We start from the raw sequence: 26,322 nt of genomic DNA, 5'->3' as shown, positions 1-26,322 counted from the left end.
CCAATTAATTATGTTGCTTACTTTTAGAATTGCTAATTTAATATTACGTCAAACTTCTATTAATTCTCACATTGATTCAGTACTGGTCATATTTCATTATAATAAAAAAACCCTTAGCTAAACAGCTAAGAGCGTTAATAATCATATCAAAAGGCACATGACCGCACTTACTTAGTGCTGCTTTCTCTCGAACCTGACACGATTCATAAGCCAATCATTGCCTCTGGCCTTACGGCAAAAATAATTATAGCTTACTTTGCAATAATTGACAAGGAAAATTAGTATCTAAATTTTTACAGACATTTTTATACCGGCTTTAACTTGGTTTCCTATGGATCACTTACGGATTTCGCGAAAAAAATTCGTTAATAACTGCGCACATTCCGGCTGCAAAACCCCACCTTGATAATGAGGACGGTGATTATACGGTTGCTCAAATAAGTTCACTAACGAGCCAACCGAACCCGCCTTAGGATCCCAAGCACCAAAAATCACATTATTAATGCGACTATTAATAATTGCGCCAGCGCACATCGCACACGGCTCTAATGTCACAAATAACGAGCACTGTTCTAAGCGCCAGCTTTGTCTTTTCTGACAAGCGGCATCAATTGCCAGTAATTCGGCATGAGCCAAAGCATCTTGCTTAACTTCGCGTTGATTAAAGCCCGTCGCCAGCACTTGGTGTTGAACTTCATCGACAATCACAGCACCAATGGGCACTTCCGCTAATTGGCGCGCTTGATTGGCTGCGGCAATGGCCTGTTGCATATAAGCTGTTAATTGCGTTGGTGTATATAATTCCTCAATCGTGGGTCTTAAGACTTTCAATAATATAATATCCTTTATCTCTTTGAATAATCGTGGCATTACCGAATGTTTGTTGCATTAATTTTTGGTAAGTCTTAGCTCCTTGCTTTTTTTGCCCGACAAACCAGAATTGGCCCTGATTTTGCAAATGTTCACTGGCCTGAGTAATCATTGTACTAACCACCTGTTTGCCAGCGCGAAACGGCGGATTCGTATAAATGGCTGCATAATCAGTTTTGCTCACTTGGCGATAACTATCCGAAGCGAAAATTCGCACATTATTAACGGCATTGAGCTGTGCATTCTTGCGCGCTAAATCCAGTGCTCGTTCATTTAAGTCGACTAAGTCCACCAACCGACCTGTTTCCTGAGCTAACGTGAGCCCAATCGGGCCATAGCCACATCCCAAATCTAATAAATCCCCCGTTGGCAAACCTTGCAAATTAATGGCCGCGAGTAACGCGCGCGTGCCATAATCAATCGTTTGCTTGGAAAAAACTCCGCTATCCGTTTGAAATTGCAGTGTTTGCTGGCGTAATTGAAACTTAAATTCTTGATAATCATGCGCTGATGTGGGCTGATTGGTAAAATATTGTTCCGCCAAATCATTGACCTCCTGTTAATCATTACATATTTAGTATAACTAAAATTCGCTACTAGGGAAATTTGAAATTAATTTTGCCCAAAATTGAGGCAACTTTTTCAACTCCAACTATGACTTTTTAATTTTGTTACTGCTGGAAAATAACCGCAAAATTGTTCTTAATTATTCCAATCTACTAAATTTTAAAAAAATTTATCAGCCAGAACTAAAATTAAGAACTAAAAAACAAGCAACTACCTCTTAATCATCGTCGTTGAATGACCTTGCTCACTCTTGAACAGCTTAACGCAACTAACTATCAGAATCAGCATTCTGAGCCTAAATTAATTACGATCAATCAATTCTACATGTGCTTTTAATAGCATTAACAAAATTTTACCTATTATTTATCCCAAAAAGTTTTTGGGTTAAGTTTTGCTTCTACAAAATACTATTTGTCAAATTCATAATATTTTTTACTATAAAATGCGCCGTTGACGGGTCATTAACTAATAGTTATGGTTATTATAATTAATTTATAAATAATATTTAGATTAATGATCCTCAGGAGCCAAGCTATCTATATGTCAATCAAAATCAACCACACTCGTGGGAATTTCATAATCAGCCTTCTTTATTTTAATTTCTGTTACTCTGGCGCCTTACACATAGCCTCCTGTGCTAGGCCACCGTTAAACCAAATCATTCCTATAAAAGGTTTTCCTATTAGTTCAGCAACCCACCTAATCTCCTATAATCTTATCTGCAATGCTCACTTGCCGGTATTCGAACATGCAACTAAGCGCTAATTTAATAATTACGCTTAGCTTTTTCTTTGCTCAATTCCAAAACAATTAAGCAAAATGGACGATAACTTTTTAAAAATTATGAAAAACATCAACAAAATAAAATTTATTTGAGGAGTGTCTAAAATGAAAAATCACCAAAAATTTCAATTGTTTATTTATGTATACACCATTATTATTAGTTTGTTCTGTACCACCACGCTCCACGCTGAAGACAATGATCATTCCAGTGAAGAATCTGCCATGGCCGAAATTATTCACAATCAAGGGTTGCCTAATAGCTTTGTGAATGATTTGATTAACAGTCCCCCGACCGCGAGTACCTTTGCTGGCGATATTAACGATCCTGACTTTCAAGAGATGCTAGATCTGCAAGCTAACTCGGACACTGACCTCCAAAACAAACTCATGTATAAAACCACTCACCACCCCGCAACTACAGCGGCTGGTACTGTCAGTGTCAGTACTTGGAATGATTTTTGTACCCAAGTGAAAAATCCCAAAGTCCAAACAATTATTCTTACAAATAACCTCTTGGCTAGCACCCAATCTGCGCATGTTACTTCAGATAAGACCATTGATTTTAATAATTACCAAATTAATACCACTGATTGTACAATTTCATTAGACCAAGGTACCACAACAGTGAAAGACGCTTATGTCACAGCCACAACTACCGCTGCCAAAATGTACTATAGTTTTACGGCTACTGGCGGTAATTTAATCGTTCAAGACACGCCAATCAATAATGCTACAACGCCTGCGGACATCAATAATGCTACTACCAATAGCACAATTAGCAATGGTGGCTTTTATAGTTCCGAAGCCGCAACTGCTCCTGTATCCATCACTTTTGATCATGCCAATGTTTCTCAACAAATGCCCGCCAATTTAACTACCTCTAGCGCCACTAATACTTCTGTGTACGCAATCGTCTTAAACAGTAGTGTCGGTAGTCAGTTAAATATTAATAGTAGTAAGATGCAAGTTAAAGCTAATAATTATCTGATGTTCCCCGGAATGAGCAAGAATTTAACTGTTGATAAAAGTATTAGCATTAACAACTCCACGATTAATGCAGTACAAGCATCCGCCAGTTACACCAATTACGACAACTTTTTTATTAATGGTGACAATAAAAATACGTATACTGGATTTAATTTGAACATTATAGATCACTCCCAAATTAAAGTTAATTATAGCAATAATAATGATCTGAATTCGTCCGGAGTCATTCGTTTGTATGGTACGGGTTCCCTGCTTAAAATGGCTAGTGGTTCTAGCCTCGATATTAAAAATATTAATGGTCCGGCCGTCAGCATTTCTGGCACCGATAGTAAATTCGAGGTAACGGGAACGCCAGACGACAAAACAACCAGTCTTAATATCACACGAGGTACAGGTACTGGGGGCGTCAGCCTCAATCCCGCCATTCGCTTCATCTTGACTGGGGGAATGCTCTTTGATATGCAGGGCAACGTTAAAGTTAACGTTTATCAAAATACTCAAAGTTCGAATGCGCCAGGTATTCGCATGTATGGTACCGGCAACCAAGTTTCCGTTTCGCAAGGTGCTGAATTTAATTTACACAATAATTCCACTGCTGGTTCTCCCGGAACTGGTGATGTTGGTGGTGAAGGTATTTTATACACTGGTAGCACTGGGGGCGCCACGTCTAATTCCTTTACTTTGCGCGATCCAGATTCTCAAGTGCTTGTCGACGCTAATAATGGCCCTGCCATTGCCTCGCCTTCACTACCATTAAAGATTGATGCCGGCGTTTCCAGTAATGATTCAATTTCGTTTGTAGCGCGCGGCAATTATCCTAAAAATGCTATTTTCTCTGCGAATAGTAATGACCTCAACTTCAATATGCCGTATCCACGTTATTTTGATTTTCAAAACCGCGCTCCGAGTGGTAGTAATAGCTATTTATTTAACGGTGCGAAGACGAGTCTGTTCAACCATAAAGCTCTGCCGCTACAAGTTTGGGATAGTAATAGTGACGTTAACGGTAATCCTTCCGGTAATTGGGCCCACGTGGGCGCTACTTACCAATCATCTTCGGCTTCTTCGACCTTTGACACCGTAGTTCCCAGTAGTGACAGTGACCCAAGTGACGCTAGTAATTTTAAACAATATTTAGACACGCCCCTAGGATCTGCAAAGGGCTTAACTAAGATTATCCGCATGACTGCTAATGTCACCCCCGGCAAAGTTAGCTGGTTGCAAGATCAAAATAATCAGTTTATCCATCCAGCTAATACGGATAAGTATATTTGGTTACAGGCTCAAGTTCCTGCGGAAAACAGTGCCTTCCGCCCTGCATTGGATAATGAAATTCATGCGGACTTACAAGTCACTTTACCTGATGGCACTGTCCAAGAATTACATGGCCTGTCCAGCACTCAAGAAACTTATTATGACAATACCAATCTCAAAGGTGCTATTAAAGTGGCTGCTCCTGGCTTAAATTTATTGCCTACGGGTACCAAAATTAAAATTTTGCGCGTCTGGCGGAATGGAACCTACGAAAATGGCAAATATAGCTCCAGTGCGATTGTCTCTGAACCCCAAAAAGATTTTGATGACAGTGAAAAAATCGTCATTAATAAAACTCCCCCTGCCCCCGCTAAAGTCTTTCATGCGCAGTCGACTTTAACCGATCATCATTCAACTACTGCTCTGAACACCATTGTTCCGTCAACTACCAGCTTATCCGGAACTGGTGCTGCTAACATGCAAGTTTCCTGGCGCGTTTTAAATGCGGATGGTAGCATTCATTATGAGTCAACTCCTGCTGAAAATACTACAGTTGATAGTGCCGGGCAATGGTCTTTAACCAAAATTCACGGGCTCAGTTCCGGACAAAAATTACAAGTTGTTCTCACTGACGCTGACCAGAACTCCAATCCGCAAGTTACCACGGTTTATCATGATACGACTTTTCCAGCAGCGACCACTTTAACTATCAAAGGTGATCTGACTATGCAAGTTCCGAGTAGCTTAGATTTTGGCACCCATATGTCGGCTGATCGCAAAAATTTGCCTATGAAAACTATTACTGGTAATTTAGCGGTCACTGACACAGATCATCAAGAAGCTAACTGGACGGTCGCTGTCCAACTAGCTAACCAATTAGATGATGATTTAGGAACGGGGAATTTACCACTATATTATGGTAATAATGGTCTGAGTACTCAAATAACAGCGACGCCAACAATGGTCTTTCAAAAAATCGCTCCTGATCCCAATGATAACATCTTAGATATCTCACAAACTTGGACGACCAGCGCTAACTCAAGTGCTGCAACTCCTCAAGGACCATTCTTAAAAAATACCAGTGCAACACCTACGCTGCCAAATACCAATCATCATGGTCATTTAACTTGGACCTTGACCAATAGCTTAACTTAAATACAAAAAGCTTGAACACCGTGTTTAACAACTTTAAACGCAGCGCTTCAAGCTTTTTTGCATGCTAATTATTGTAATAATTGTTCAATATCTAAAACTTTACTAATCCACGAACTATCATAAAAATCCGTTTCGTGCGTTATCAAAATGACTGTCCCCGGATAATTAACTAAAGCTTGGCGCAAGGCTAACTTACTATCATCATCCAAATGATTAGTCGGTTCATCTAAAAACAATACGTTGGCAGGCTGGAGCATCAATGCGGCCAACTTAACTTTGACCTGTTCACCACCCGATAGTGTTTTGACTGCCGAACTAGCTTGTTGACTCGTCAAGCCCGTCTGAGCCAAAGTTCGTCGAATAATCCGCGGTGGCTGTTCACTAAAACGCTGTTCTAAAATTGCTAACGGACTCGCTAACGGCGTGGACCAATATAAACTCTGCTCATAATAAGCACTGGTAATCGTTGCTGCTAACTCTACTTCTCCACCCAACGCCGGAATTAAGCCTTGAATAGTTTTTAATAATGTGGTTTTACCAATACCGTTAAAGCCTTTAATAACAACTTTTTCACCCATAGCTACCGAAAAATTCAATGGTTGTGCTAATAATGGTTGTTGATAACCAATCACTAGATTATTAGCTTCCAGAATGACGTTGGCTTTACTAGCGACATATGGAAAATTAAATTGGGCAATTTGCCGATTAGCTGGTGGTGTTAACTTATCCATTCGGGCTAATTGCTTTTCACGACTGCGGGCACTTTTCGAGCGCGAACCGGCTTTATTTTTTTGAATATAAGCTTGTGTCTTCGCAATTTTCTTTTGTTGGCTGGCGTAAGCTTTTAAATAAGTCCGTTGATCAGCGGCTTTTTGACGTAAAGCTTGCTTTAACGTCCCCGTATAAGTTTTAATTTGCCCTAATTCAACGTCGCAGACTTTATTGACAATCTGATCCAAGAATTGATAATCATGTGAAACGACCACAAAAGCGCCGGCAAAATTTTGCAAATACTCAGCCAGCCAAGAAATATGTTGTTGATCCAAATAATTAGTTGGTTCATCTAATAATAAAATGTCGGGTTGTTCTAGCAACAATTTTGCTAAAATTAACTTCGAACGTTGCCCCCCACTTAACTCAGCAACGTCATGGTCATAGCCTAAGGCATCTAAACCCAGCCCCTGCGCTACCTGCTCAACTTTCAAATCAATATCGTAATAGCCATTGGCTTCTAAAGCGGTTTGTAATTGACCAGCTAATTCCAAATCATCGGCACTCGGCGTTGATTGTTGATAGATTAATTCTAATTTCTGAGCTTGATCTAACAATGATTGAAAAGCCGTCGTTAAAAATTCCCGCAAGGTTTGGCCCGGTTTTAGATTAGCATACTGGTCCAAATAACCAACCTGAATTTTTTTCTTCCAAATAATTGTGCCATTATCTGGCGTTAAAGCCCCCGTTAAAATATTAATTAGGGTACTTTTACCAACGCCATTTTGTCCAATGATTCCCAAATGATCTTGTTCATTAACTTGAAAACTCGCATCGGTATATAAAGTTTTATCTAAAAATTGTTGACTCAAATGTTCAACGCGTACAATACTCAAATTCTACTCCTTTAAAAAGTTATTTTAAGCAAAAAAGCTACCGAATAAAAATTCGGTAGCTTTTTTGATATAACAATGACTATTTCAAAGTTACAGTAGCGCCAACTTCTTCAAGTTTAGCTTTCATATCATCAGCATCAGCTTGAGCTACGCCTTCTTTAATAACTGAAGGAGCTTTGTCAACTAAGTCCTTGGAATCCTTCAAGCCTAAGCCTGTGATTTCACGAACAGCCTTGATAACCTTAACTTTTTCTTGGCCAGCTTCGGTTAATTCAACATCGAATTCATCTTTAGCGGCAGCAGCATCGCCACCAGCAGCACCAGCAACTGCAACTGGAGCAGCAGCTGAAACATCAAATTCCTCTTCGATTGCCTTTACTAAGTCGTTTAAATCGGAAATACTTGCTTCTTTTAAGGAAGCGATAATTGAGTCTTTATCGAAAGCCATTTTTATTCCTCCAATGGATTATAAATTTAATTAAGCAGCGTCGCCGTCTTCATTTTCTTTATCAGCGATTGCTTTAACAGCATAAGCAACTTTGCGAATTGGATCTTGCAACATTGAAGCAAGAGTAGCCAACAATTCGTCGTGACTTGGCATATGAGCATATTCATCAATTTTGGCTAAGCTTTGAACTTCACCTTCGATGATACCACCCTTGATTTCCAAGACATCAGCAGTTTCCGCAAATTTAGAAATAGTCTTAGCAGCAATAATTGGATCTTCATAAGAAAATGCTACCGCTGTAGGACCTGTGAAGGCTTCATCTAAACCTTCAAAACCAGCTTTATCAGCAGCCCGCCGTAACACAGAGTTCTTAATAACTCGCATCTCTACGTCTTCAGCACTTAATTGGCGCCGTAATTCTGTTACTTGCGCAACATCTAAGCCTAAATAGTCAACAACAATAACTGATTCAGAACGCTTGATCTTATCAGCGACTTCATCAACTAATTCTTGTTTAGCCTTTAAAACAGCATCTTTCACGTGATTTCACCTCCATAATTATTTCTACCTAAAATTAAAGGACACCTCAGCAAAGCAAGATGTCCTAACGAATGCATCTAGCCTCGGCAGGATATTAAGGCATACTGCCACCTGAGTCTTAGGTAGTTTCTGTTTAGTAATTTAACATTAATTAATTAATTAGTCAACGTTAACTTTGATACCAGGGCCAAAGGTCGAAGTTAAGTAAACAGAGTTTACATATTGACCTTTAACTGTTGCTGGACGAGCTTTAACAATCACATCGTTTAAAGCATTAAAGTTAGCAACTAATTTATCAGTATCAAATGAAATCTTACCTAACGGAGCATGAATCAAACCTTGAGAATCAGCCCGGTAAGTTACTTGACCAGCTTTGATATCATTAACAGCTTTAGTAACGTCCATGGTAACTGTACCAGTCTTTGGGTTTGGCATTAAACCTTTCGGTCCTAAAATCCGACCCAAACGACCAACTTTAGCCATCATCTTTGGTGTTGCAACAACAACATCGAAGTCTAACCAGCCATCAGTAATTTTGTCAACTAAATCATCATCACCAACATAGTCAGCACCAGCTGCTTGCGCATCTTTAGCTTGTTGACCATCAGCAAATACAACGACCCGTTGAGTCTTACCAGTACCATTTGGCAAAACCATTGCGCCCCGAATTTGTTGGTCAGCTTGTTTAGTATCTAAGTTCAAATTATAAGAAACTTCAATTGTTGCATCAAAGTTTGCATAGTTAACTTTCTTTAATAAGTCCATTGCTGCTTGTGCATCGTAAGCTTTGTTTTTATCAACTTGCTTAGCAGCTTCTAAATATTTCTTTCCATGTTTAGCCACGTTCGAGTTCCTCCTTGTGATTGTGGTCAAGTGGGTTTTACCCCTCCCACTGTGACAAGCTCTTGATTGATTAAAGTTAGTGAAGATTAACCTTCAACTGTAAAGCCCATACTCCGTGCTGTTCCTTCGATCATCCGCATAGCGGCTTCGACATCATTAGCATTCAAGTCTTTCAGCTTTGTTTCAGCAATTTCACGTACTTGATCTTTAGTAACTTTCGCTACCTTTTCGTCACGAGGATTACCGGAACCCTTCTTGACACCAGCTGCTTGCATCAATAATACAGCTGCTGGTGGCGTCTTGGTAACAAAATCAAACGAACGATCTTCATAAACCGTGATCACTACAGGAATAATCATTCCTTTTTGATCAGCGGTCCGTGCATTAAAATCTTTCGTAAATTCAACGATATTAATTCCGGCTTGTCCTAAAGCTGGACCAACTGGAGGAGCTGGTGTTGCTGCTCCACCTGGAATTTGCAATTTAACAACATTTGCAACTTTTTTAGCCACGGTACATACCTCCTTAAGTCCGTGATGTGGTCAAAAATGGGAATTGAAATTTTCCCTCCCACAGAAATGTCTAAGACATTCTTAGACAGAATAACATAAATTTCAATGATATACAAATTACTGCGACAAAGAACGTTTTTTAACTGAGCACTAACCTAAACTAAGTACTTAAGTGGTATTTTAACTTGAGAACTTAGTTGTAGTTAGGCGCAAGTTCTTGTTCTTTGAAGTGGCTTATGTCAATTACTGCGACAAAGAGCGCTTAAAAGTCGGAAATTAACCTAGGACAATGGCTTATGCTTGAGTTATTCTCTATAGTTAAATATAAGCTTTTGCTCCTCGGAACATTAAGCAATATCACCTTGTTCTTAAGCCTTGGTGATACTTTGATAATCAATTTCCGCTTCGGTCATTCGTTCAAACATATTAATCTCAACTTTGACCTTCCCATGTTCATTATCAATTTCGGTAATCGTCCCTTCCATTCCTGAGAATGCACCACCGTCTTGAATCTTAACCACTTCTCCTACTTCAAAATCAATATCATATGGCGTTTGATCTTGCTGCATCGTATTTAAGATTGCATCAACTTCTTCAGGCAAGAGTGGCGCTGGCTTGCTTCCAGCACCGTGGCTTCCAACAAATCCTGTAACACCGGGAGTATTTCGTACCACAAACCAAGACTGATCAGACATTACCATCTCGACTAATACGTAGCCAGGGAAAGTTTTTTTCATTTCTGTTTTTGTCTTACCATTTTTGGTTTCTGTTTCTTGTTCTTCAGGAACAACTGCTTGAAAAATATAGTCTTCCATGCCCATTGATTGCGCCCGTGATTGCAAATTTTCTTTAACACGATTTTCATATCCGGAATAGGTATGTAAAACATACCACATTTTTTGATCTTGTTCTGCCATTAATCTAACCTTCCTTAGTATTCAATCAAACAAAAAAAACCTCGTTTCAACGAAGTTTTTATTAAGCACTGTTTATAGCATAGCAAATTATGGAATAAACTACAAATTATTCAAAAAGTTTCAACTGCAATCTAGCCAGTCTTGGTAATTTAGTGAGAAACAAATAAAGTAACAAGCGTTTGGAACAACCAATCACAAGCGCCCAAGAAGAGTGCAAAGAAAATAGAAGTTAAGATCACCGTCATCGTATCATGACGATTTTCTTTAGCTGTGGGCCATTGAACTAATTTCATTTCTTGCATAACACTTTTTAAAAATTTCATTAACAATCCCTCTATCTAGTTTCCTGATGAATCGTGTGCTGATTACAATGGTTACAAAATTTTTTAATGGTAAAGCGCTGCTTACGGTCAGTCGCTACTAAAGTGTGATAATTGTGTGCACCACACACGCTACATTCCAAAACAACTTTAACTCGTTTCATTATATCACCTACGTCAATTTTAACTATACTGACTCTAAGATGGAGTGTCAAGACCTAAGCGCTGGTAAAACGCCAAAAACTTTAAGCGACTTCGCTGACTAGCTTGGAGAATCTGCGTTTTCGAATAAGCGGAGTGTCGTGTGACTTGCTCTAAGTCAGTCCCTAATAAAAAGCGCAAGCCTTGTAATTCCACTAACGACAATTGTTGCAGCATGTGGGGAAACTCTGTTGACAAAAACTCTACTTCATTTTTGAACGTCGTCAATTGCCAACACAAATCATTTTCCAATTCTGGATTAGCCTGTGCTAAAGCTTCCATTGACACAGCATTAACGTTTGTTTGCCGCTTTAATGCCAATTGCTGACGCACTAAATTAGTCCAATGGTTTTGTAAACGCAACTTATAAAAACTCCCAAAACGTGATCCTTGACGCTCATCAAAGATTTGACAGGTTTCTAAACATACAATACGCGCCTCTTGCCGCCAATCATCTCGATCAAATAGACGTAAACGATATTTTTGACTGGTACTTTCAATCAAAGGTAAATATTTTTGCACTAAACATTCTAATGCCTGCGAATTATTGTGTTCACGTACCAATTTAATCCATGCCAATTCTTGTTGAAGCGCCTGCTTAGCTATCATAATATTATTTAATTTTTAAAGAATTCATGGATAATATAGCAAATTTAATTTCATTTGATAAGCGAACGAACGTTTAAAAATTTGATAAATAAATAACTTTTTGTGAGTTAATAACTTTTTTTACAGTAATTTTAGGATTTTTTTGCATAATATTTGCATGATAAGCATCTTTTAGCACTGGTTTAGGCTGACTAGTTGTCCATAAAAATTGCTTCTGAGAGCCAGACCAATGCCTCATTGCGACTTTTTGTAGTTGCAAATGCGCTTGAACAAAATTCAAGATCGCCGTGGCTTGACTAAAGCGCGCGGCATCACTATTTGCATGTAAAATCACCAAAATTACTCGTCGCCGGTGTAACTTAGCGGTGGCCACTAAACCAGCACCAGCTAAATTACCAGTACCGGTTTTTAAGCCATCAACTACATAACCTTTAGTAGCAAATTTACCGCCAGGTACTAACTGGTTAGTATTGGCTAATTCGTGTTGACCTAATTGCATTTGCTTTGGCTTCGTTAAGTTTAAAATTTGTGGATCAACTTGTAACAATTTTTGTGTGATTTTAGCTACTGCCACTGCTGATAATTCATTTTCAGTGGCAGTTGTTTGTGGATTATTATTGACCGCTGGATCCATGGATCTAGGCAGACCGTTAGCATTAACAATTTGATATTTGGTTAAATGTAACTTCTGCGCTTGTTGTAACATTTTTTGCACAAATTGTGCTTGACTACCGTACAGATTTTGACCAATCACCATAATTGCATCGTTAGCGCTAGCTAGCATCGCTGCCTGTAATAATTGCTGCACAGTATAACGTGCTCCCACCTGCAGATGAGCACTACTTAAATTAGATTTTTTTTCCAAACCAGCAATCACCGAGGAAGCTACCATAGGAGTTTGCAAAGATAAATGGCGCTTCTTTAGCGTGTACTCAACAGTTAAAACGGCTAATAATTTAGATATTGAAGCAACAGGCTGGCTCACTTGCGCATTTTTTTGCCACAAAATTTGTCCCGTCGTTTGATCCACCAAAATTCCTGCCGTCACATTCTGAAAAGCAGGACTGACAACATGATAGTTATCTTTTGGCAGTGGTACCGCCGTAGCCGTAATTTGCTGACTTAGCTGTTGCAAACGCTGGGCTGTCTTTTTGATCTTCGGTAAAGTTTTAGTTGTGGTTAATTGGTTAGTGGTCGCCGTCAATTGATCCCACTTTTGCTGATTAAATTGTTTTTGGGCGGTAGTTAATAACCGAATTTGGTGCAAATAATCTTTGGCAAGTGTGGAATCACTTTGCCGTAAGACAGTTTGTGCAACTTGATAGTGGCCATTTTGTACTAATTGCTTAGCAGCTAACAAATTCATTTGCTGCCGTTGTGTGGAACAGCCCACTAATAATAAAATCAGACAAAAAGTTAAGAATTGGAAGATAATTGGTCGCGTAAATGTTCGAGTTCTTTTAATTGATCTTCCCTCCATGGACTATTGCGCTGAATGTCCCGGTCAAAACGTTCGCGACTTTCTTGGTGTAATTGTTGGCGCATTTCTTTAATTCGTTTATATAATTCATACGATGGAATCCGAATCGCACCCCGCGAAAAAATCGTCCATTGGACTGCTTGATCAGAAGTAACGACCGTAACTTGATTGGTTAATATATTGAGTTCGTTACTCAAGTTTTGAATATAGGTATCGGCGGTCACATCTTCCGGTGTAAAAATTACATCAAGATCCCATTTGGTAAATTGTTCTTTTAAACCAGGAACATACATCGCATCAAACACCACAATAATTTGCCCTTCAAAAAACTTGCGATAATCCGCCAATGTTGCCAATAATTGATCACGCGCATCCGCCAGTAAATCCTGTTGCTTTAATTTTTTTAATTGTGGCCAACTGCCAATAACGTTATAGCCATCTACAATTAAGATATTTTTTTTCATATACTACTGACTTTCCCGATTGCTAAAAGCTTGATACAACAAGACGCCGGTTGCTACACTAGCATTCAAACTTTGTACGTGACCAATCATTGGAATCGTCAGCATCTGGTCAACTTGTTTTTTAACTAATGGCGATAAACCTTTACCTTCATTACCAATGACTAACGCAATCGCCCCTTTAGCATTCCAAGTCCGATAATCACTGCCATGCATATCTGTTCCAAAGATCCAAATCCCTTGTTCTTTTAAATCTTGAATCGTGCGGACTAAATTGGTTACCCGAACAATGGGTAAATGTTCAATCGCCCCCGTGGATGTTTTAGCTACCACCGAAGTTACCCCAACGGAGCGGCGTTTAGGAATAATAATACCATTGACGCCCACCGCATCCGCTGTTCGTAAAATTGAACCAAAGTTGTGCGGATCGTTTAAATTATCCAAGATTAAAAAGAACGGTTCTTCTTGACGTTGCTTCAACTGCGCTAACAAATCCGCTAATGGCGTATACAAAAAAGGTGTCACGGTTAAAACAATGCCCTGATGATTTCCATTTTGGGACAATTCATCTAATTTTTGTTTGGGCGCATCTTGCGTTACCAGATGTTTTTCCCGGGCAATTTTAACAGCGGCTTTAATACCGTCATTGTGTAAGCCACGTTGTAAAAAAATCTTGTTAACTTTTTGTGGAGCATCCTCAGCTTGTAATACCGCCAAGGCAGCATGATGTCCGAAAATTATTTCTGCTTGATTAGCTTGACTATTGGAAGTTGAATTCATCACTATGACCTGCCTCTACTTGTTCAATGCACCATTGTGCTAATTGTTGGACCCGCTCCAATTGTCCACTAATTTGTAAATATCCAAAAATTGCTTCAAAACCAGTCGAAATATTATAGGTTTGGACAGAAGTATTTTTGGCGTGCGTATAACTCTTAGCGTTACGGCCGCGTTTAAAAACTGCCACTTCTGTAGGGGTTAAAATCTCTTGTTGTTGCATTAAAGCAATTAACGCCGCCTGTGATTTAGCTGACACAAAATGCGTCGCCCGCTTTTGGAGCCGGTTAACTTTGGTTAGACCTTGCTCTAATAAGTGTTGGCGGACAATAGTTTCCCAGACTGCATCACCTAGGTAAGCCAAAGTTACACCATTTAATTGTTGATAATCAATCATTGTTTATGCCACCGTGTTCCTTGAGGAGTGTCTTCTAAAATAATTCCTTGTGCTTGTAGTTGATCCCGAATTGCATCACTGGTTGCAAAATCTTTGGCTGCTCGCGCTTGGTCTCTTTGCGTAATTAATTGTTGAATTTGCGCATCAACACTAGAAGTCTGCTCAAACACTAAACCAAAGATTCCAGCCAACTGAGAATAAGTCGCTTTTAATTGGGCCAAGTTTTGCGCATTGACTGCTGTTTGATCAACATATGAATTAATTAAGCGCATCACTTCAAACAGGTCACTTAACCCATTTTGCACATTAAAATCATCGTCCATATGTGCCTGAAATTGTTGTTCTAATTGACTGAGCTGATGAGCTAGTTCGGCATCAAAAGCCGTGGTTTGATCTAAGTTCTCCTGACGGAAAATTAAATTTTGCCAAGTTGTTTGTAAATGTTGCAAATTGTTCGCTGCAGTTCGTAAATTAGTAGCTGAATATTGGATTGGGCGGCGATATTGTGTACTAGCAATAAACAACCGTAATACCTGGGGATCAACCGTTTTGAGTAATTCATGAACCGTCACAAAGTTGCCCAAGGATTTACTCATCTTTTCATTATCTTCACCCACCGTCACAAAACCATTATGCAACCAATAATTGGCGAATTTTTGTCCAGTATGCACCTGACTCTGGGCAATTTCATTTTCGTGATGTGGAAAAATTAAATCTTCCCCACCTGCATGAATGTCAATGGTTGCTCCTAAATATTTGGTGGCCATAACTGAACATTCAATATGCCAACCTGGGCGCCCTTTACTCCACGGCGAGGACCAAGATAATTCTCCAGCAGGTGCTTTTTTCCATAAAGCAAAATCTAGAGGATCAGCTTTTTTGGCTGTTTCTTGTGCTGTAATTCGTTGACTGGCGCCCTGTTCTAAATCGTCAACTGCTTGATGTGATAATTGCCCATACGCTGAAAACTTACGAGTTCGATAATACACATCACCAGCGCTCTCATAAGCATAGCCCTTTGTGATTAAATCTTGAATAAAGGCAATAATCTCGGGAATATTCTGCGTCGCTTGGGGATTACGTGTGGCCGGCAAAACATTCAAAGCATCCCGATCTTCATTAAAAGCGGCGATATACTTACTAGTTAATTGCTGTGGTGTAATTTGCTGTTGCTGGGCTGCCTTAATAATCTTATCGTCAACGTCCGTAAAATTAGAGACGTAATTAACTTGAAAACCACGATACTCTAAATACCGGCGAATCGTATCAAACGCGACTAATGAGCGCGCGTTACCGATGTGGATATAGTTGTACACCGTCGGGCCACAAACATACATCCGAATTTTATTAGCTTCTAACGGTACTAATTCTTCTTTGGTTCTCGTTAACGTACTATAAATTTTAATCATCAGTTCACCTCTTACGAAAAAAACAGCCGATGATTATTCACACTTATCATACGCTGTTTTTTAATAACTAGTCTGCTAGTTGCTTTAACGTCTCAGCTAAATGCTTTTGTGAGCGTTCTAAGCCTAACAATTCAATTGATTCACCAATTCCCGGGCCATGCATGGAGCGAGTAGTTGCAATACGAATTGGCATATACAATTTACGTCCCTTAACGCCTACTTCATCACGAACAGCAAAAATAGCTTGCATAATCTGAGTTGCTGTAAACCGCGGTAATTGAGCAATTTTCGCTTGAAAGACTTCTAAAGTTTTCAAGGCATCATCTTTTTGCAATTCTGCCATCGCTTGCTCGTCTAATTGATCAGGATCTTTAAAGAAAATTTGAGATAATTCCACAATTTGACTCGTGTAACTCATCTGATCCTTAAATAAGGCGACTAACGCCCGCGCCCACTCAATGGTCTTGGTATCCAATTGTTGCGGCAACAAGCCGGCTTCTTGTAAATTAACAATTGACAAATCAGTAATTTTACTTAAATCGGCTGCCTTAACGTATTGGTTATTAACCCATTCCAGCTTTTTTTGATCAAAAGCGGCGGGTGACTTACTTAAACGCTTGGGATCAAATTGTTTAATAAACTGTTTGCGCGTAAAAATTTCATCTTCACCAACTGGCGACCAGCCTAATAAGGTAATGAAGTTAAACATTGCTTCTGGTAAATAACCACGTTCTTTATATTGTTCAATAAATTGCAAGACACTTTCATCACGCTTGCTGAGTTTTTTACCCGTAGCACTATTGATAATTAAAGTCATATGACCAAACTTCGGTGGTTGCCAACCCAAATAATCATAAATCATTAATTGCTTGGGCGTATTAGCTACGTGATCATCACCGCGTAAGACATGCGAAATTTCCATTAAGTGATCATCAATCACGACGGCAAAGTTGTAAGTTGGCATGCCATCACGCTTTTGGATCACCCAATCGCCACCAATGGTATTAGCGTCAAACTTAACTTTGCCCTTAACCATATCGTCCCATTCATAGACTTTATCTTTAGGAACTTTAATCCGAATAACAGGCTTAATGCCTTGTGCTTTTGCTTCCGCAATCTTGGCTTGCTTTTGTTCCTCAGTCATACCAGCAAATTCATATTCATAATGAGGCATGATTTTGGCAGCCTTTTGAATTTCCCGATCGTGTTCCAATTCTGCTTCCGTTTTATATGACTCGTAAGCTACACCGGCATCAATCAGTTGTTGAATGTACTTGTGGTAAATCGCTTGACGTTCTGATTGCCGATATGGACCGTAATCACCGCCTACGTCAGGACCTTCATCCCAATCCATTCCGAGCCATTTCAGATTTTCTAATTGACTTTGTTCGCCACCTTCAACATTACGCTTAGTATCTGTGTCTTCAATCCGAATCACAAATGTTCCTTTATTGTGACGAGCAAATAAATAATTAAATAACGCTGTCCGCGCATTACCAATGTGTAAATGTCCTGTAGGACTGGGTGCATAACGAACCCGAATTTTATTATCAGTCAAAACTAACTCCTCTTTCTTGACAAGACTTTCTATTATATAGCTTACTTACTTTTACTTAAAAGTCAAAACTTCCAAGCAGGATTCTTCGATTTAATTCGAATTTCATCCACAAATATGAGGTGCAAAAAAGAAAATGCTCGTCCTAATTGAAGCGAACATTTTCTTTTTTATCGTACTCAATTTTAAACATCTTGGTATCAATATCATTTAATTAATTAAATTTATTGCTTGCGCTTATAACCAAACTTCGCTAACAAAACATCAGCTGCGGCGAGTAATCCGCCCGCAACTTGCCAAGAAGTTGCAGAATCATTCCCCGTTTGCGGGTAACTTTCTTGATTACTCTGCGATTTTTGCTGTGGGTCAGCTGTCAAGCTGGTCATTGGTGGCCGTTGTGTAGTCAATGGCGTCGTCGCCCCGGCATTCTGGAAAATCGGCTTAGGTTGCGTCGCCAATGGCTTAGCCGTGGTTATTGTTTGATTTGGCGGTGTTGTAGAACTTGGTTGATTAAGAGCATCCGTCACTTTAACGATCGCCGTATTTTGATACAACTTTCCGTCAGTTGCTCGATAATAATACGTCACAGAATAATTACCCGTTTTTTGAGTATTAACCTGGCCGGAATAGTATAAACCAACCGAAGCAGGCACATGATCTTGATCACTAACATGCTCAATATTATTCGTATTCACACTAATTTGGTAACCATTTTTATCTGTTAAACCTGAAAAACTAGCTTGTGGTGTCCAGTTACTACCAACTGGTAAATTAATATCCGTCACATGAACAACATAATTGGGCGTACTAGGCGTCGGAGCAGGCGTTGTTGGAACAGTATTCTCAGAACCACTTGGTGGTGCAGGATTATTATTCGTTCCCGAATTGTTAGGATTACTATCTTTAGCTGTTACTTTGACATTAGAAGTATTTTGATATAACTGACCATTAGAAGCCCGATAGTAGTAAATCACCGTATAATCGCCGGCCTTGGTCAAATCCACTGTTCCCGAATAATATAATCCTACAGTTAGCGGCACATGATCTTGATCACTAACTTGCGAAATCTTGGTCGAATCCACTGTGACGGGTTGACCAACTTCATCAGTAATGCCGGCGAAGGTCGTTTGCGGTGTCCAAATCTGCCCCGTTCCCAACTGCAAACTAAAATTAGTGACATGAACGGTATAGTTATTTTTACCCGCTATTTTGACATGCGAAACACTTTGATATAATTGCCCTTCCACCGAACGGTAATAATAGGTGACAAAGTAATCTCCCGCTTCGTTAACATTGACATTACCAGAATAATAGAGTCCAGCAGTGGTTGGAACATGATCAACATCAGCGACTTGCTGGATATTATCGGTATCCACCGCAATGGAATGTCCCTCCCTGTCAGTAATGCCCGCAAAAGTCGTCTTGGGCGTCCAAACTCGCCCGTCACCCACTAGTGAACTAAAGTTCGTCACATGCACTGCATAATTGGGTTTAACATCCTGACCTGCTACTTGAATGTGGGCAATGCTTTGATACAGCTGACCATTGGCAGCACGATAATAATAAGTGACGTAGTAATCGCCTACTTTATCAATGTTCACATTACCGGAATAGTATAATCCTGTCTCAGCAGGCACTTGTTTTTCATCAGCCACTTGTGGAATTTTTTGTGTATCAACAGAAACTGGTTGCCCAGCTGCATCAGTAATACCCGCAAAAGTCGTTTGTGGTGTCCAAACTCGCCCATCACCTAGTTGTACATGAAAATCAGTGACATGAACCGTATAACTTGAAGCTTCTCCTGGTTTATTTGGATTTGTTGGATTGGTGCCTGGATTAGTATCTGGCTGATGATTATCTCCAGGATTCGTGCCCGGCAATTCTCCTGGTTTATTCGGATCTGTTGGATTGGTGCCTGGATTAGTATCTGGTTGATGATTATCTCCAGGATTCGTGCCTGGCAATTCTCCTGGTTTATTCGGATCTGTTGGATTGGTGCCTGGATTAGTATCTGGTTGATGATTATCTCCAGGATTCGTGCCTGGCAATTCTCCTGGTTTATTCGGATCTGTTGGATTGGTGCCTGGATTAATATCCGGATTTTGACCATCGCTAGGATCCGTTGGAACTTCGCCTGTGTCTGTCTCTTTAGCCTTCACTGTTACCACGGCATCTTGTTGGGTCCAAGTATTTCCTTCACTATCCACATAAGCATAATGAATTGTATAAGTTCCCGGAGTTGTCACATCCACACTACCGGTAACCTTAATTTGATCCTTATTTAACGGATTACCCTTCTCATCAGTACAATGCTGAAGATCCAAGTTGAGCATTGGATCCCAATAAGCATCCGCACCGGCTGTAATTGTACTTGGGTGCGTAATAATTTGCGCTTTACTTGCTTGAACGGTAATCAAAATACTATCCGTCACAGTTTTCGCTGCACCATCAGTATAACTATAATTAATCTGATATTCTCCTGGAGTACTAGGATCGACTTTGCCGTGAGGATAACTTATAACCACTTGACTAGGATCAAGCACTTTACCGTCTGAATCTAATAAACTATTACCATGCTCATCGACTAAACTAGTGATCAAAGCCAAGGACTGTTCATCACTCCATTGCGCATTAGGTTTAGAAATCAAAGTAGTGGCTCGTGCTTTAATCTCTGATACATCGGCGACTACAGTAATCGTCGAATCTGCCGGGACTTGATTGCCAGCCAAATCAGTGTAAACATAATGCACTACATACTTTCCAGGTGTTGTTAGATCTACTTGATCACCAGAAATAGTTAAGCGACTTGGGTCAATAGCGCTCGGTTGCACCAGATTGCCTTGCTCATCCACCAAGTGATCTAATCCAGTTACTGGATCCCAATGGACACTAGTGCCAGCAACTACCGTTTGATCTTTACCAACTAATGCCACTTGACTTAAGACGACATGGACTGTAACTGCTGTTGCTTGATGATTACCATCTTGATCGGTATATTCATAGGTGACAACATAATCGCCTGGTACTTGTGGATTAACTTGATCTGCTCCCGTAACTTGCAGTTGCTCAATATTTAAAGAACTACCATTCTCATCAGTCGCACTAGTCAGATTATCTTGAGCCTTCCAAGAAGCTTGTGGGCCGGCAATAATAGTTGAATCATGCGCCTTGATCTCTATCGGGCTCAAAACTTGGATATCAGCATCAGCTTGGGCTTGATTGCCCGCTAAATCGGTATAAATATAATGAACTTGATAATTGCCTGGTTTTGTAGGATCCACTTCATCCCCACTAATGGTTAACCGACTCTGGTCAATATCACTAGGCTGAATGATATTACCATATTCATCAACCAGATGATCTAACCCAGATATTGGTTGCCATTTAGCGTCAGCAGCAGCAATGATAGTCTGATTTTTACCGGTTAAGGCAACTTGAGTGTTAGCGACCTGAACTGTTGCCGAAGCTGTAATATCATTCCCCAAATCATCAGTATAGTGATAAATAACGCTTTGATCACCTGCTTGCGTCACATCAATTGACCCATCAACATGATAATTAGGATTAGTGACTACTTGACCTTGACTATCTGTTACTTGATCAAAGTTATCGGCTGGCTGCCAAGCTGGTGTATTCGGACCAATAATTACTAACGTATTGTGAACCATAATCTTTGAAGCGGGAACAACTGTCACTGTTCCGATAGCTGTTACTGTTTTACCAGCGTGATCAGTGTAGCTATAAACAATTTCATAATTACCCGGTTTCGTCACGTCGACCGGACCATTAGGATAGCTAATTGTTACTTGAGAGGGATCAATTACCTTGCCGTTACTATCCAGTAAACTACTGCCATTTTCATCAACTAATTGGGTGATTAAGGCTAAGGATTGATTATCAGTCCAAGCAGCGTGTTCGTCAGTGCTTTGGGTGATGGTCTGATCTTGCGTTTGCATTTGAGCTTGATCGGCCTTCACAGTGACGGTAGCTGTTGTGGTCACTGTCTTGCCTGCATGATCGGTATAACTGTAGTCAATTTGATATTGTCCGGGCGTGGTTACATCCACATTCCCCTGGGGATAACTAATCGTCACTAAATTAGGATCAATTTTGCCGTCGCGCCCAATTAACGTATTACCACTCTCACTGACAAAACGACTAATTAAAGCCAAAGATTTATTATCATTCCAGCTATTAGCTGGTTGGGAACTTTGCGTTACCGTCGTATTTTGAGCCGTAATGCTAGCAATATCGGGGGCCACCATCACGGTTGCTTGGGCGGTCACGGTTTTACCAGCATGATCGGTATAACTATAATTAATTTCATAATAGCCTGGTGTCGTCACATCAACATTATCGACATCAATGTACTGATCACCGTCTTTTTTCTGATAACTAATTGTCACCAAATTAGGATTAATTTTGCCATCACGGCCAATTAATGTATTACCACTCTCACTGACAAAACGACTGATTAAAGCCAAAGATTTATTATCATTCCACGCATTAGTTGCTTTGTTACTTTGCGTCACCGTTGTATCTTGCACTGTAATGCTAGCAATATCGGGGGCGACCATCACAGTGGCTTTAGCGGTCACGGTTTTACCAGCATGATCGGTATAACTATAATTAATTTCATAATAACCCGGTGTCGTCACATCAACATTATCGACATCAATGTACTGATCACCGTCTTTTTTCTGATAACTAATTGTCACTAAATTAGGATTAATCGTCCCATCACGACCAATCAACGTATTACCACTTTCGTTCACCAAGCGATTGATCAAAGCTAATGACTTGGACTTATTCCACGCATTAGTTGCTTGATTACTCTGCGTCACCGTTGTATCTTGCGCTGTAATATCGGCAATATCGGGCGCGACCATCACAGTGGCTTGACTGGTTACCGTCTTACCTGCACCATCGGTATAACTATAATTAATTTCATAATAGCCCGGCGTCGTCACATCAACATTATCGACATTGATATACTGATCACCGTCTTTTTTCTGATAGCTAATTGTCACTAAACCAGGCGCAATCGTCCCATCGCGACTAATTAACGTATTGCCACTTTCGTTCACCAAGCGATTGATCAAGGCTAACGACTTCGACTTATTCCACGCATTGGCAGCTTGATTACTTTGGGTCACCGTTGTATTTTGAGCTGTGATGTTGGCGATATCAGGGGCTACCATGACCATTGCCTTACTGGTTACCGTCTTGCCCACACCATCAGTATAACTATAATTAATTTCATAATAACCCGGCGTCGTCACATCAACATTATCAACATTGATATACTGATCACCGTCTTTTTTCTGATAACTAATTGTCACTAAACCAGGAGCAATTGTCCCATCACGACCGATTAACGTATTACCACTTTCATTCACCAAACGATTGATCAAGGCTAACGATTTTGAATCATTCCACGCATTAGCAGCTTGATTACTTTGGGTGATCGTCGTATCTTGCGCTGTAATGTCAGCAATATCGGAAGCAACCACCACAGTGGCTTGACTAGTTACCGTCTTACCAGCATTGTCCGTATAACTATAATTAATTTCATAATGACCGGGAGTCGTAACGTCAACTTTTCCATTAGGATAGGTAATTTTCACTTTAGTAGGATCAATTACTTGACCCTTGCTATCTAGTAAGCTATTACCCTTTTCATCAACTAATTGGGTGATGAGGGCCAAGGATTGATCCTCAGTCCAGCTAGCATTAGCCTTAGAGCTTTGTGAGACAGTAGTGCCTTGCGTTGCAAGGTTTGCAACATCTGGATTAACAGTAACTTTGGCTGTAGCTGTCACGGTCTTACCCGCATTGTCAGTGTAGCTATAATTAATCGGGTATTGTCCCGGCGTGGTTACATCAACATCGCCTTGCGGATAACTAATCGTCACTAAGTTCGGATTAATCGTGCCATCGCGACCAATTAACGTATTCCCATTCTCGCTCACAAAATGATTAATCAAAGCTAACGATTTCGAATCATTCCACGCATTGGACGCTTTGTTACTTTGGGTCACCGTTGTGTCTTGTGCCGTAATGTTAGCAATGTCGGGCGCAACCATCACGATCGCCTTGCTGGTCACCGTCTTACCCACACCGTCGGTATAGCTATAATTAATTTCATAATAACCGGGTGTGGTCACATCAACATTATCGACATCGGTGTACTGGTCACCGTCTTTTTTCTGATAACTAATTGTCACTAAATTGGGCTTAATCGTGCCGTCACGACCAATTAACGTGTTGCCGCGTTCGTTAACCAAGCGATTAATCAAGGCCAACGACTTCGAATCATTCCATGCATTAGTAGCTTTGTTACTTTGGGTCACCGTAATATCTTGCACTGTCATGTCGGCAATATCCGGGGCCACCATCACTATCACCTTGCTGGTCGAAGTCTTGCCTGCATGATCGGTATAACTATAATCAATTTCATAATAGCCCGGAGTGGTCACGTCAACATTATTAACAGGCGTGTAATTTTGACCCTCTTTTTTTTGATAACTAATCGTGACTAAATCCGGATCAATCGTGCCGTTGCGACCAATCAACGTACTTCCGTGTTCATCCAAAAAACGGTTAATTAAAGCTAGTGATTGATTCTTAGTCCAAGCCTTGGCTGGTTGGTTACTTTGGGTGACGGTTGTACCTTGGGCTTCAATAGCCGAAATATCCGAGACAACTGTCACCTGGCAATCAGTCTCCGCTTGATTACCAACGGAATCAATATAAACATAATGAACGTTATAAACACCTGGATTGTGTGGATCAACATTGTCCCCACTAACTGTTAAATTAGCTGCGTTGAGATCACTTGGTTGAACTTTATTGCCAGTTTCATCAGTTAAATAAGCTAACCCCTCAATCGGATTCCAAGTGGTGTTAGGTCCAGCAACTAAAGTCAAATTTTGACCAACTAAGGCGACTTGACTTCTAACTAAATGAATTGTTTCTGGCGACGTAATATCATTACCATATTCATCTGTATAGTGATAATTAACCTTTTGCTCACCAGCTTGCGTAACATCTACTGGCTGATCGGTACTAAATTGTGGGTTGTCAACTTTCTGACCATTACTATCAAAAATTGCATCTAAATTATCGGCTGGCTGCCAAACTGGCGTATTCGGTCCCATAACAATCGTAGAACCATGCGTTACAACTTTAGCAGTGGGTGCACTAACCGTGACCTGCGTTGTTGCCTGATGCTGATGATTATTACCATCCGTATAGGTATAAGTTGTTTCATACAAGCCAGCCATCGTGACATCAACATTGCCGCTCGTCTCAACCTTATCTGCTGGCGTAATTGTAATGCCATTTTCATCTGAGCCCAAATCGTAGCCGTCTGCAGCCTGCCATTGATCGGTTGCTAATTGACTTTGAGGAATAGTTTGATCAGCTTGAGCCTGTACGTGAGCATAGTTCGGCATCACTTGAACCGTTACTGGTACACTAATCACCTGACCCGAAAGAGCGGTAAATTGATAAGTTAAAGTCACTGTTTTGGTTGGCACACTAAAATCAGTAAAATGGGTCTTATCAGTGCAGGTATCATAATTCATCTCCGGATCATTAACCGCCGCCATTAATTCGTCCCAACCTAAAACTGCTACTTGGTTGTCAGCATCGGCTACTGCTTGACCATCACTATCGATCACATCCGCAAAATCCCATTTACTAGGATATTCGTGATTGGTTTCATTGCCAGCATAAACAGAGCGCTTCTTACCATCGGTTTTTACTGCTGCCTGATCTCGATTAACCACAATATTTCTTGAAAAATTAGTCGTCTTACTGCCGTCGCTAACACTGTACGACACTTTATAACTTTTATTAACGGTTAAATGCTGGGGATCAAACCCCGCATTATCAACCACTTGAATTTGATGGGTCAAATCCCCATTAACACCGGCCGCCAATCCAGCATCAATGTCAATGTTCGTTTGATCCGGATAAACTACTAAATCATGAGCAACATATGGAATTTCTGCTCCGACACTTGCTTGGCTTTTGGACTGAGCAGGTTGCACGTTGACCACCCTCTTCTGATCTCCAGTAGCCTCAATATTATTAGCTGAGTTCCTTGATGAGGACACAGGTTGAGTAGTTGTTGGTAAGTTAGTTGTTACATGATTATTAACTTGTGGAACATCATTTGTAGACTCAGGACTAACCGGAGTACTATCATTAACCACAGCTGCGTCAGCATTAGCCTGACTTCTAGCTGCACTATTTTGTGTCGATGGCGTTTCCATTGGTCCTGCTGACTGTGAAGTTGATACCTGCTCTGAACTAGTGGCAGTTGTTTGATCAGTAGCTGCCGCCAGATTCGGATTACTATCCGCTGAATTGAGATCAGTGTCTAGTTTGCTATCTTGAACATCCGCATGAACTGTTTGGCTGGATTTATTAACCCCCATCAAAGCCAAACTAGTTACCGTCATCGTCGCCATAACCCCAATTTTTTTAGGCTTTTTGTTAAGTCCCCTAATATCGTGCTTCATGTAGTTCTCCCCCAAAGAACGCAACCTTAATTATTCCCCAATAATAAAATTGCAAAATTAAAACTGTCTAATCTTTTGTAATCGTAACACACCGATTTT

The 26,322-nt window shown here is 40.3% G+C and carries 19 protein-coding genes, 1 other RNA gene and 1 other annotated feature; of the genes, 1 reads left to right on the top strand and 19 read right to left on the bottom strand.

The features are described from left to right. Positions 1-141: 141 nt before the first annotated feature. The 3 genes from ffs to AC3B6Y_RS05965 form a co-directional block, all read right to left on the bottom strand. An RNA gene (gene ffs / locus AC3B6Y_RS05975) (signal recognition particle sRNA small type) lies at positions 142-229 on the bottom strand. 107 nt (positions 230-336) lie between these two features. After that, positions 337-831: a nucleoside deaminase gene (locus AC3B6Y_RS05970; protein ID WP_489757203.1), complete on the bottom strand. Its 495-nt coding sequence runs from the start codon at positions 829-831 to the stop codon at positions 337-339. Then, complete coding sequence (locus tag AC3B6Y_RS05965) at positions 806-1,414, bottom strand: class I SAM-dependent methyltransferase (protein WP_489790682.1); 609 nt, start codon at positions 1,412-1,414, stop codon at positions 806-808. The genes AC3B6Y_RS05970 and AC3B6Y_RS05965 overlap by 26 nt, the downstream gene beginning before the upstream one ends. Before the next feature lie 911 nt (positions 1,415-2,325). Here AC3B6Y_RS05965 and AC3B6Y_RS05960 point away from each other — a divergent pair. After that, positions 2,326-5,616, top strand: coding sequence for an Ig-like domain-containing protein (locus AC3B6Y_RS05960; protein ID WP_489790681.1), 3,291 nt, complete (start codon positions 2,326-2,328; stop codon positions 5,614-5,616). Between the two features lie 68 nt (positions 5,617-5,684). On the opposite strand, the gene AC3B6Y_RS05955 is transcribed toward AC3B6Y_RS05960, so the two are convergent. The 16 genes from AC3B6Y_RS05955 to AC3B6Y_RS05880 all read right to left on the bottom strand — a co-directional run bounded on the left by AC3B6Y_RS05955 (position 5,685) and on the right by AC3B6Y_RS05880 (position 26,223). Next, complete coding sequence (locus tag AC3B6Y_RS05955; RefSeq protein WP_489790679.1) at positions 5,685-7,223, bottom strand: ABC-F family ATP-binding cassette domain-containing protein; 1,539 nt, start codon at positions 7,221-7,223, stop codon at positions 5,685-5,687. A gap of 79 nt (positions 7,224-7,302) precedes the next feature. Continuing rightward, positions 7,303-7,671: a 50S ribosomal protein L7/L12 gene (rplL, locus tag AC3B6Y_RS05950; protein WP_489757199.1), complete on the bottom strand. Its 369-nt coding sequence runs from the start codon at positions 7,669-7,671 to the stop codon at positions 7,303-7,305. A 30-nt stretch (positions 7,672-7,701) separates the two neighbouring features. Continuing rightward, positions 7,702-8,211, bottom strand: a complete 510-nt coding sequence (gene rplJ, locus AC3B6Y_RS05945) for a 50S ribosomal protein L10 (RefSeq protein WP_489757198.1) — start codon at positions 8,209-8,211, stop codon at positions 7,702-7,704. A 24-nt stretch (positions 8,212-8,235) separates the two neighbouring features. After that, positions 8,236-8,352, bottom strand: a sequence feature (ribosomal protein L10 leader region). 18 nt (positions 8,353-8,370) lie between these two features. After that, on the bottom strand, positions 8,371-9,054 hold the full coding sequence (gene rplA, locus AC3B6Y_RS05940; protein ID WP_489757197.1) for a 50S ribosomal protein L1: 684 nt from the start codon (positions 9,052-9,054) through the stop codon (positions 8,371-8,373). An 86-nt stretch (positions 9,055-9,140) separates the two neighbouring features. Beyond that, on the bottom strand, positions 9,141-9,566 hold the full coding sequence (rplK, locus tag AC3B6Y_RS05935; RefSeq protein ID WP_489757196.1) for a 50S ribosomal protein L11: 426 nt from the start codon (positions 9,564-9,566) through the stop codon (positions 9,141-9,143). Between the two features lie 368 nt (positions 9,567-9,934). Beyond that, positions 9,935-10,483, bottom strand: coding sequence for a transcription termination/antitermination protein NusG (gene nusG, locus AC3B6Y_RS05930; RefSeq protein WP_489757195.1), 549 nt, complete (start codon positions 10,481-10,483; stop codon positions 9,935-9,937). 149 nt (positions 10,484-10,632) lie between these two features. Beyond that, the gene (secE, locus tag AC3B6Y_RS05925; protein ID WP_489757194.1) at positions 10,633-10,806 is read right to left on the bottom strand and encodes a preprotein translocase subunit SecE; all 174 of its coding nucleotides are present in this window, start codon (positions 10,804-10,806) and stop codon (positions 10,633-10,635) included. Between the two features lie 11 nt (positions 10,807-10,817). After that, positions 10,818-10,967, bottom strand: coding sequence for a 50S ribosomal protein L33 (gene rpmG, locus AC3B6Y_RS05920; RefSeq protein ID WP_489757193.1), 150 nt, complete (start codon positions 10,965-10,967; stop codon positions 10,818-10,820). A gap of 34 nt (positions 10,968-11,001) precedes the next feature. Then, positions 11,002-11,613 (bottom strand): hypothetical protein, encoded by a 612-nt coding sequence (locus AC3B6Y_RS05915; RefSeq protein WP_489790046.1) that lies wholly within the window; start codon positions 11,611-11,613, stop codon positions 11,002-11,004. 73 nt (positions 11,614-11,686) lie between these two features. Then, positions 11,687-12,979: a D-alanyl-D-alanine carboxypeptidase family protein gene (locus AC3B6Y_RS05910; protein ID WP_489790677.1), complete on the bottom strand. Its 1,293-nt coding sequence runs from the start codon at positions 12,977-12,979 to the stop codon at positions 11,687-11,689. Positions 12,980-13,029: 50 nt separating this feature from the next. Further along, positions 13,030-13,557 (bottom strand): NYN domain-containing protein, encoded by a 528-nt coding sequence (locus AC3B6Y_RS05905; RefSeq protein WP_489757190.1) that lies wholly within the window; start codon positions 13,555-13,557, stop codon positions 13,030-13,032. 3 nt (positions 13,558-13,560) lie between these two features. Continuing rightward, positions 13,561-14,334: a 23S rRNA (guanosine(2251)-2'-O)-methyltransferase RlmB gene (gene rlmB, locus AC3B6Y_RS05900; protein ID WP_489757189.1), complete on the bottom strand. Its 774-nt coding sequence runs from the start codon at positions 14,332-14,334 to the stop codon at positions 13,561-13,563. After that, positions 14,315-14,728: a Mini-ribonuclease 3 gene (locus AC3B6Y_RS05895; protein WP_489757188.1), complete on the bottom strand. Its 414-nt coding sequence runs from the start codon at positions 14,726-14,728 to the stop codon at positions 14,315-14,317. Before AC3B6Y_RS05895 ends, rlmB begins: the two co-directional genes overlap by 20 nt. Continuing rightward, positions 14,725-16,137: a cysteine--tRNA ligase gene (gene cysS, locus AC3B6Y_RS05890; protein WP_489790675.1), complete on the bottom strand. Its 1,413-nt coding sequence runs from the start codon at positions 16,135-16,137 to the stop codon at positions 14,725-14,727. The genes AC3B6Y_RS05895 and cysS overlap by 4 nt, the downstream gene beginning before the upstream one ends. A 67-nt stretch (positions 16,138-16,204) precedes the next feature. Continuing rightward, positions 16,205-17,695 carry a glutamate--tRNA ligase gene (gene gltX / locus AC3B6Y_RS05885; protein ID WP_489769185.1) on the bottom strand — a complete coding sequence of 497 codons (1,491 nt, stop codon included), beginning with the start codon at positions 17,693-17,695 and terminating at the stop codon, positions 16,205-16,207. Between the two features lie 221 nt (positions 17,696-17,916). After that, on the bottom strand, positions 17,917-26,223 hold the full coding sequence (locus AC3B6Y_RS05880; protein WP_489790673.1) for an immunoglobulin-like domain-containing protein: 8,307 nt from the start codon (positions 26,221-26,223) through the stop codon (positions 17,917-17,919). Positions 26,224-26,322 lie beyond the last annotated feature (99 nt).

Source organism: Bombilactobacillus sp. ESL1092, assembly GCF_058107465.1.
This window is presented reverse-complemented; position numbering and strand designations above follow the sequence as displayed.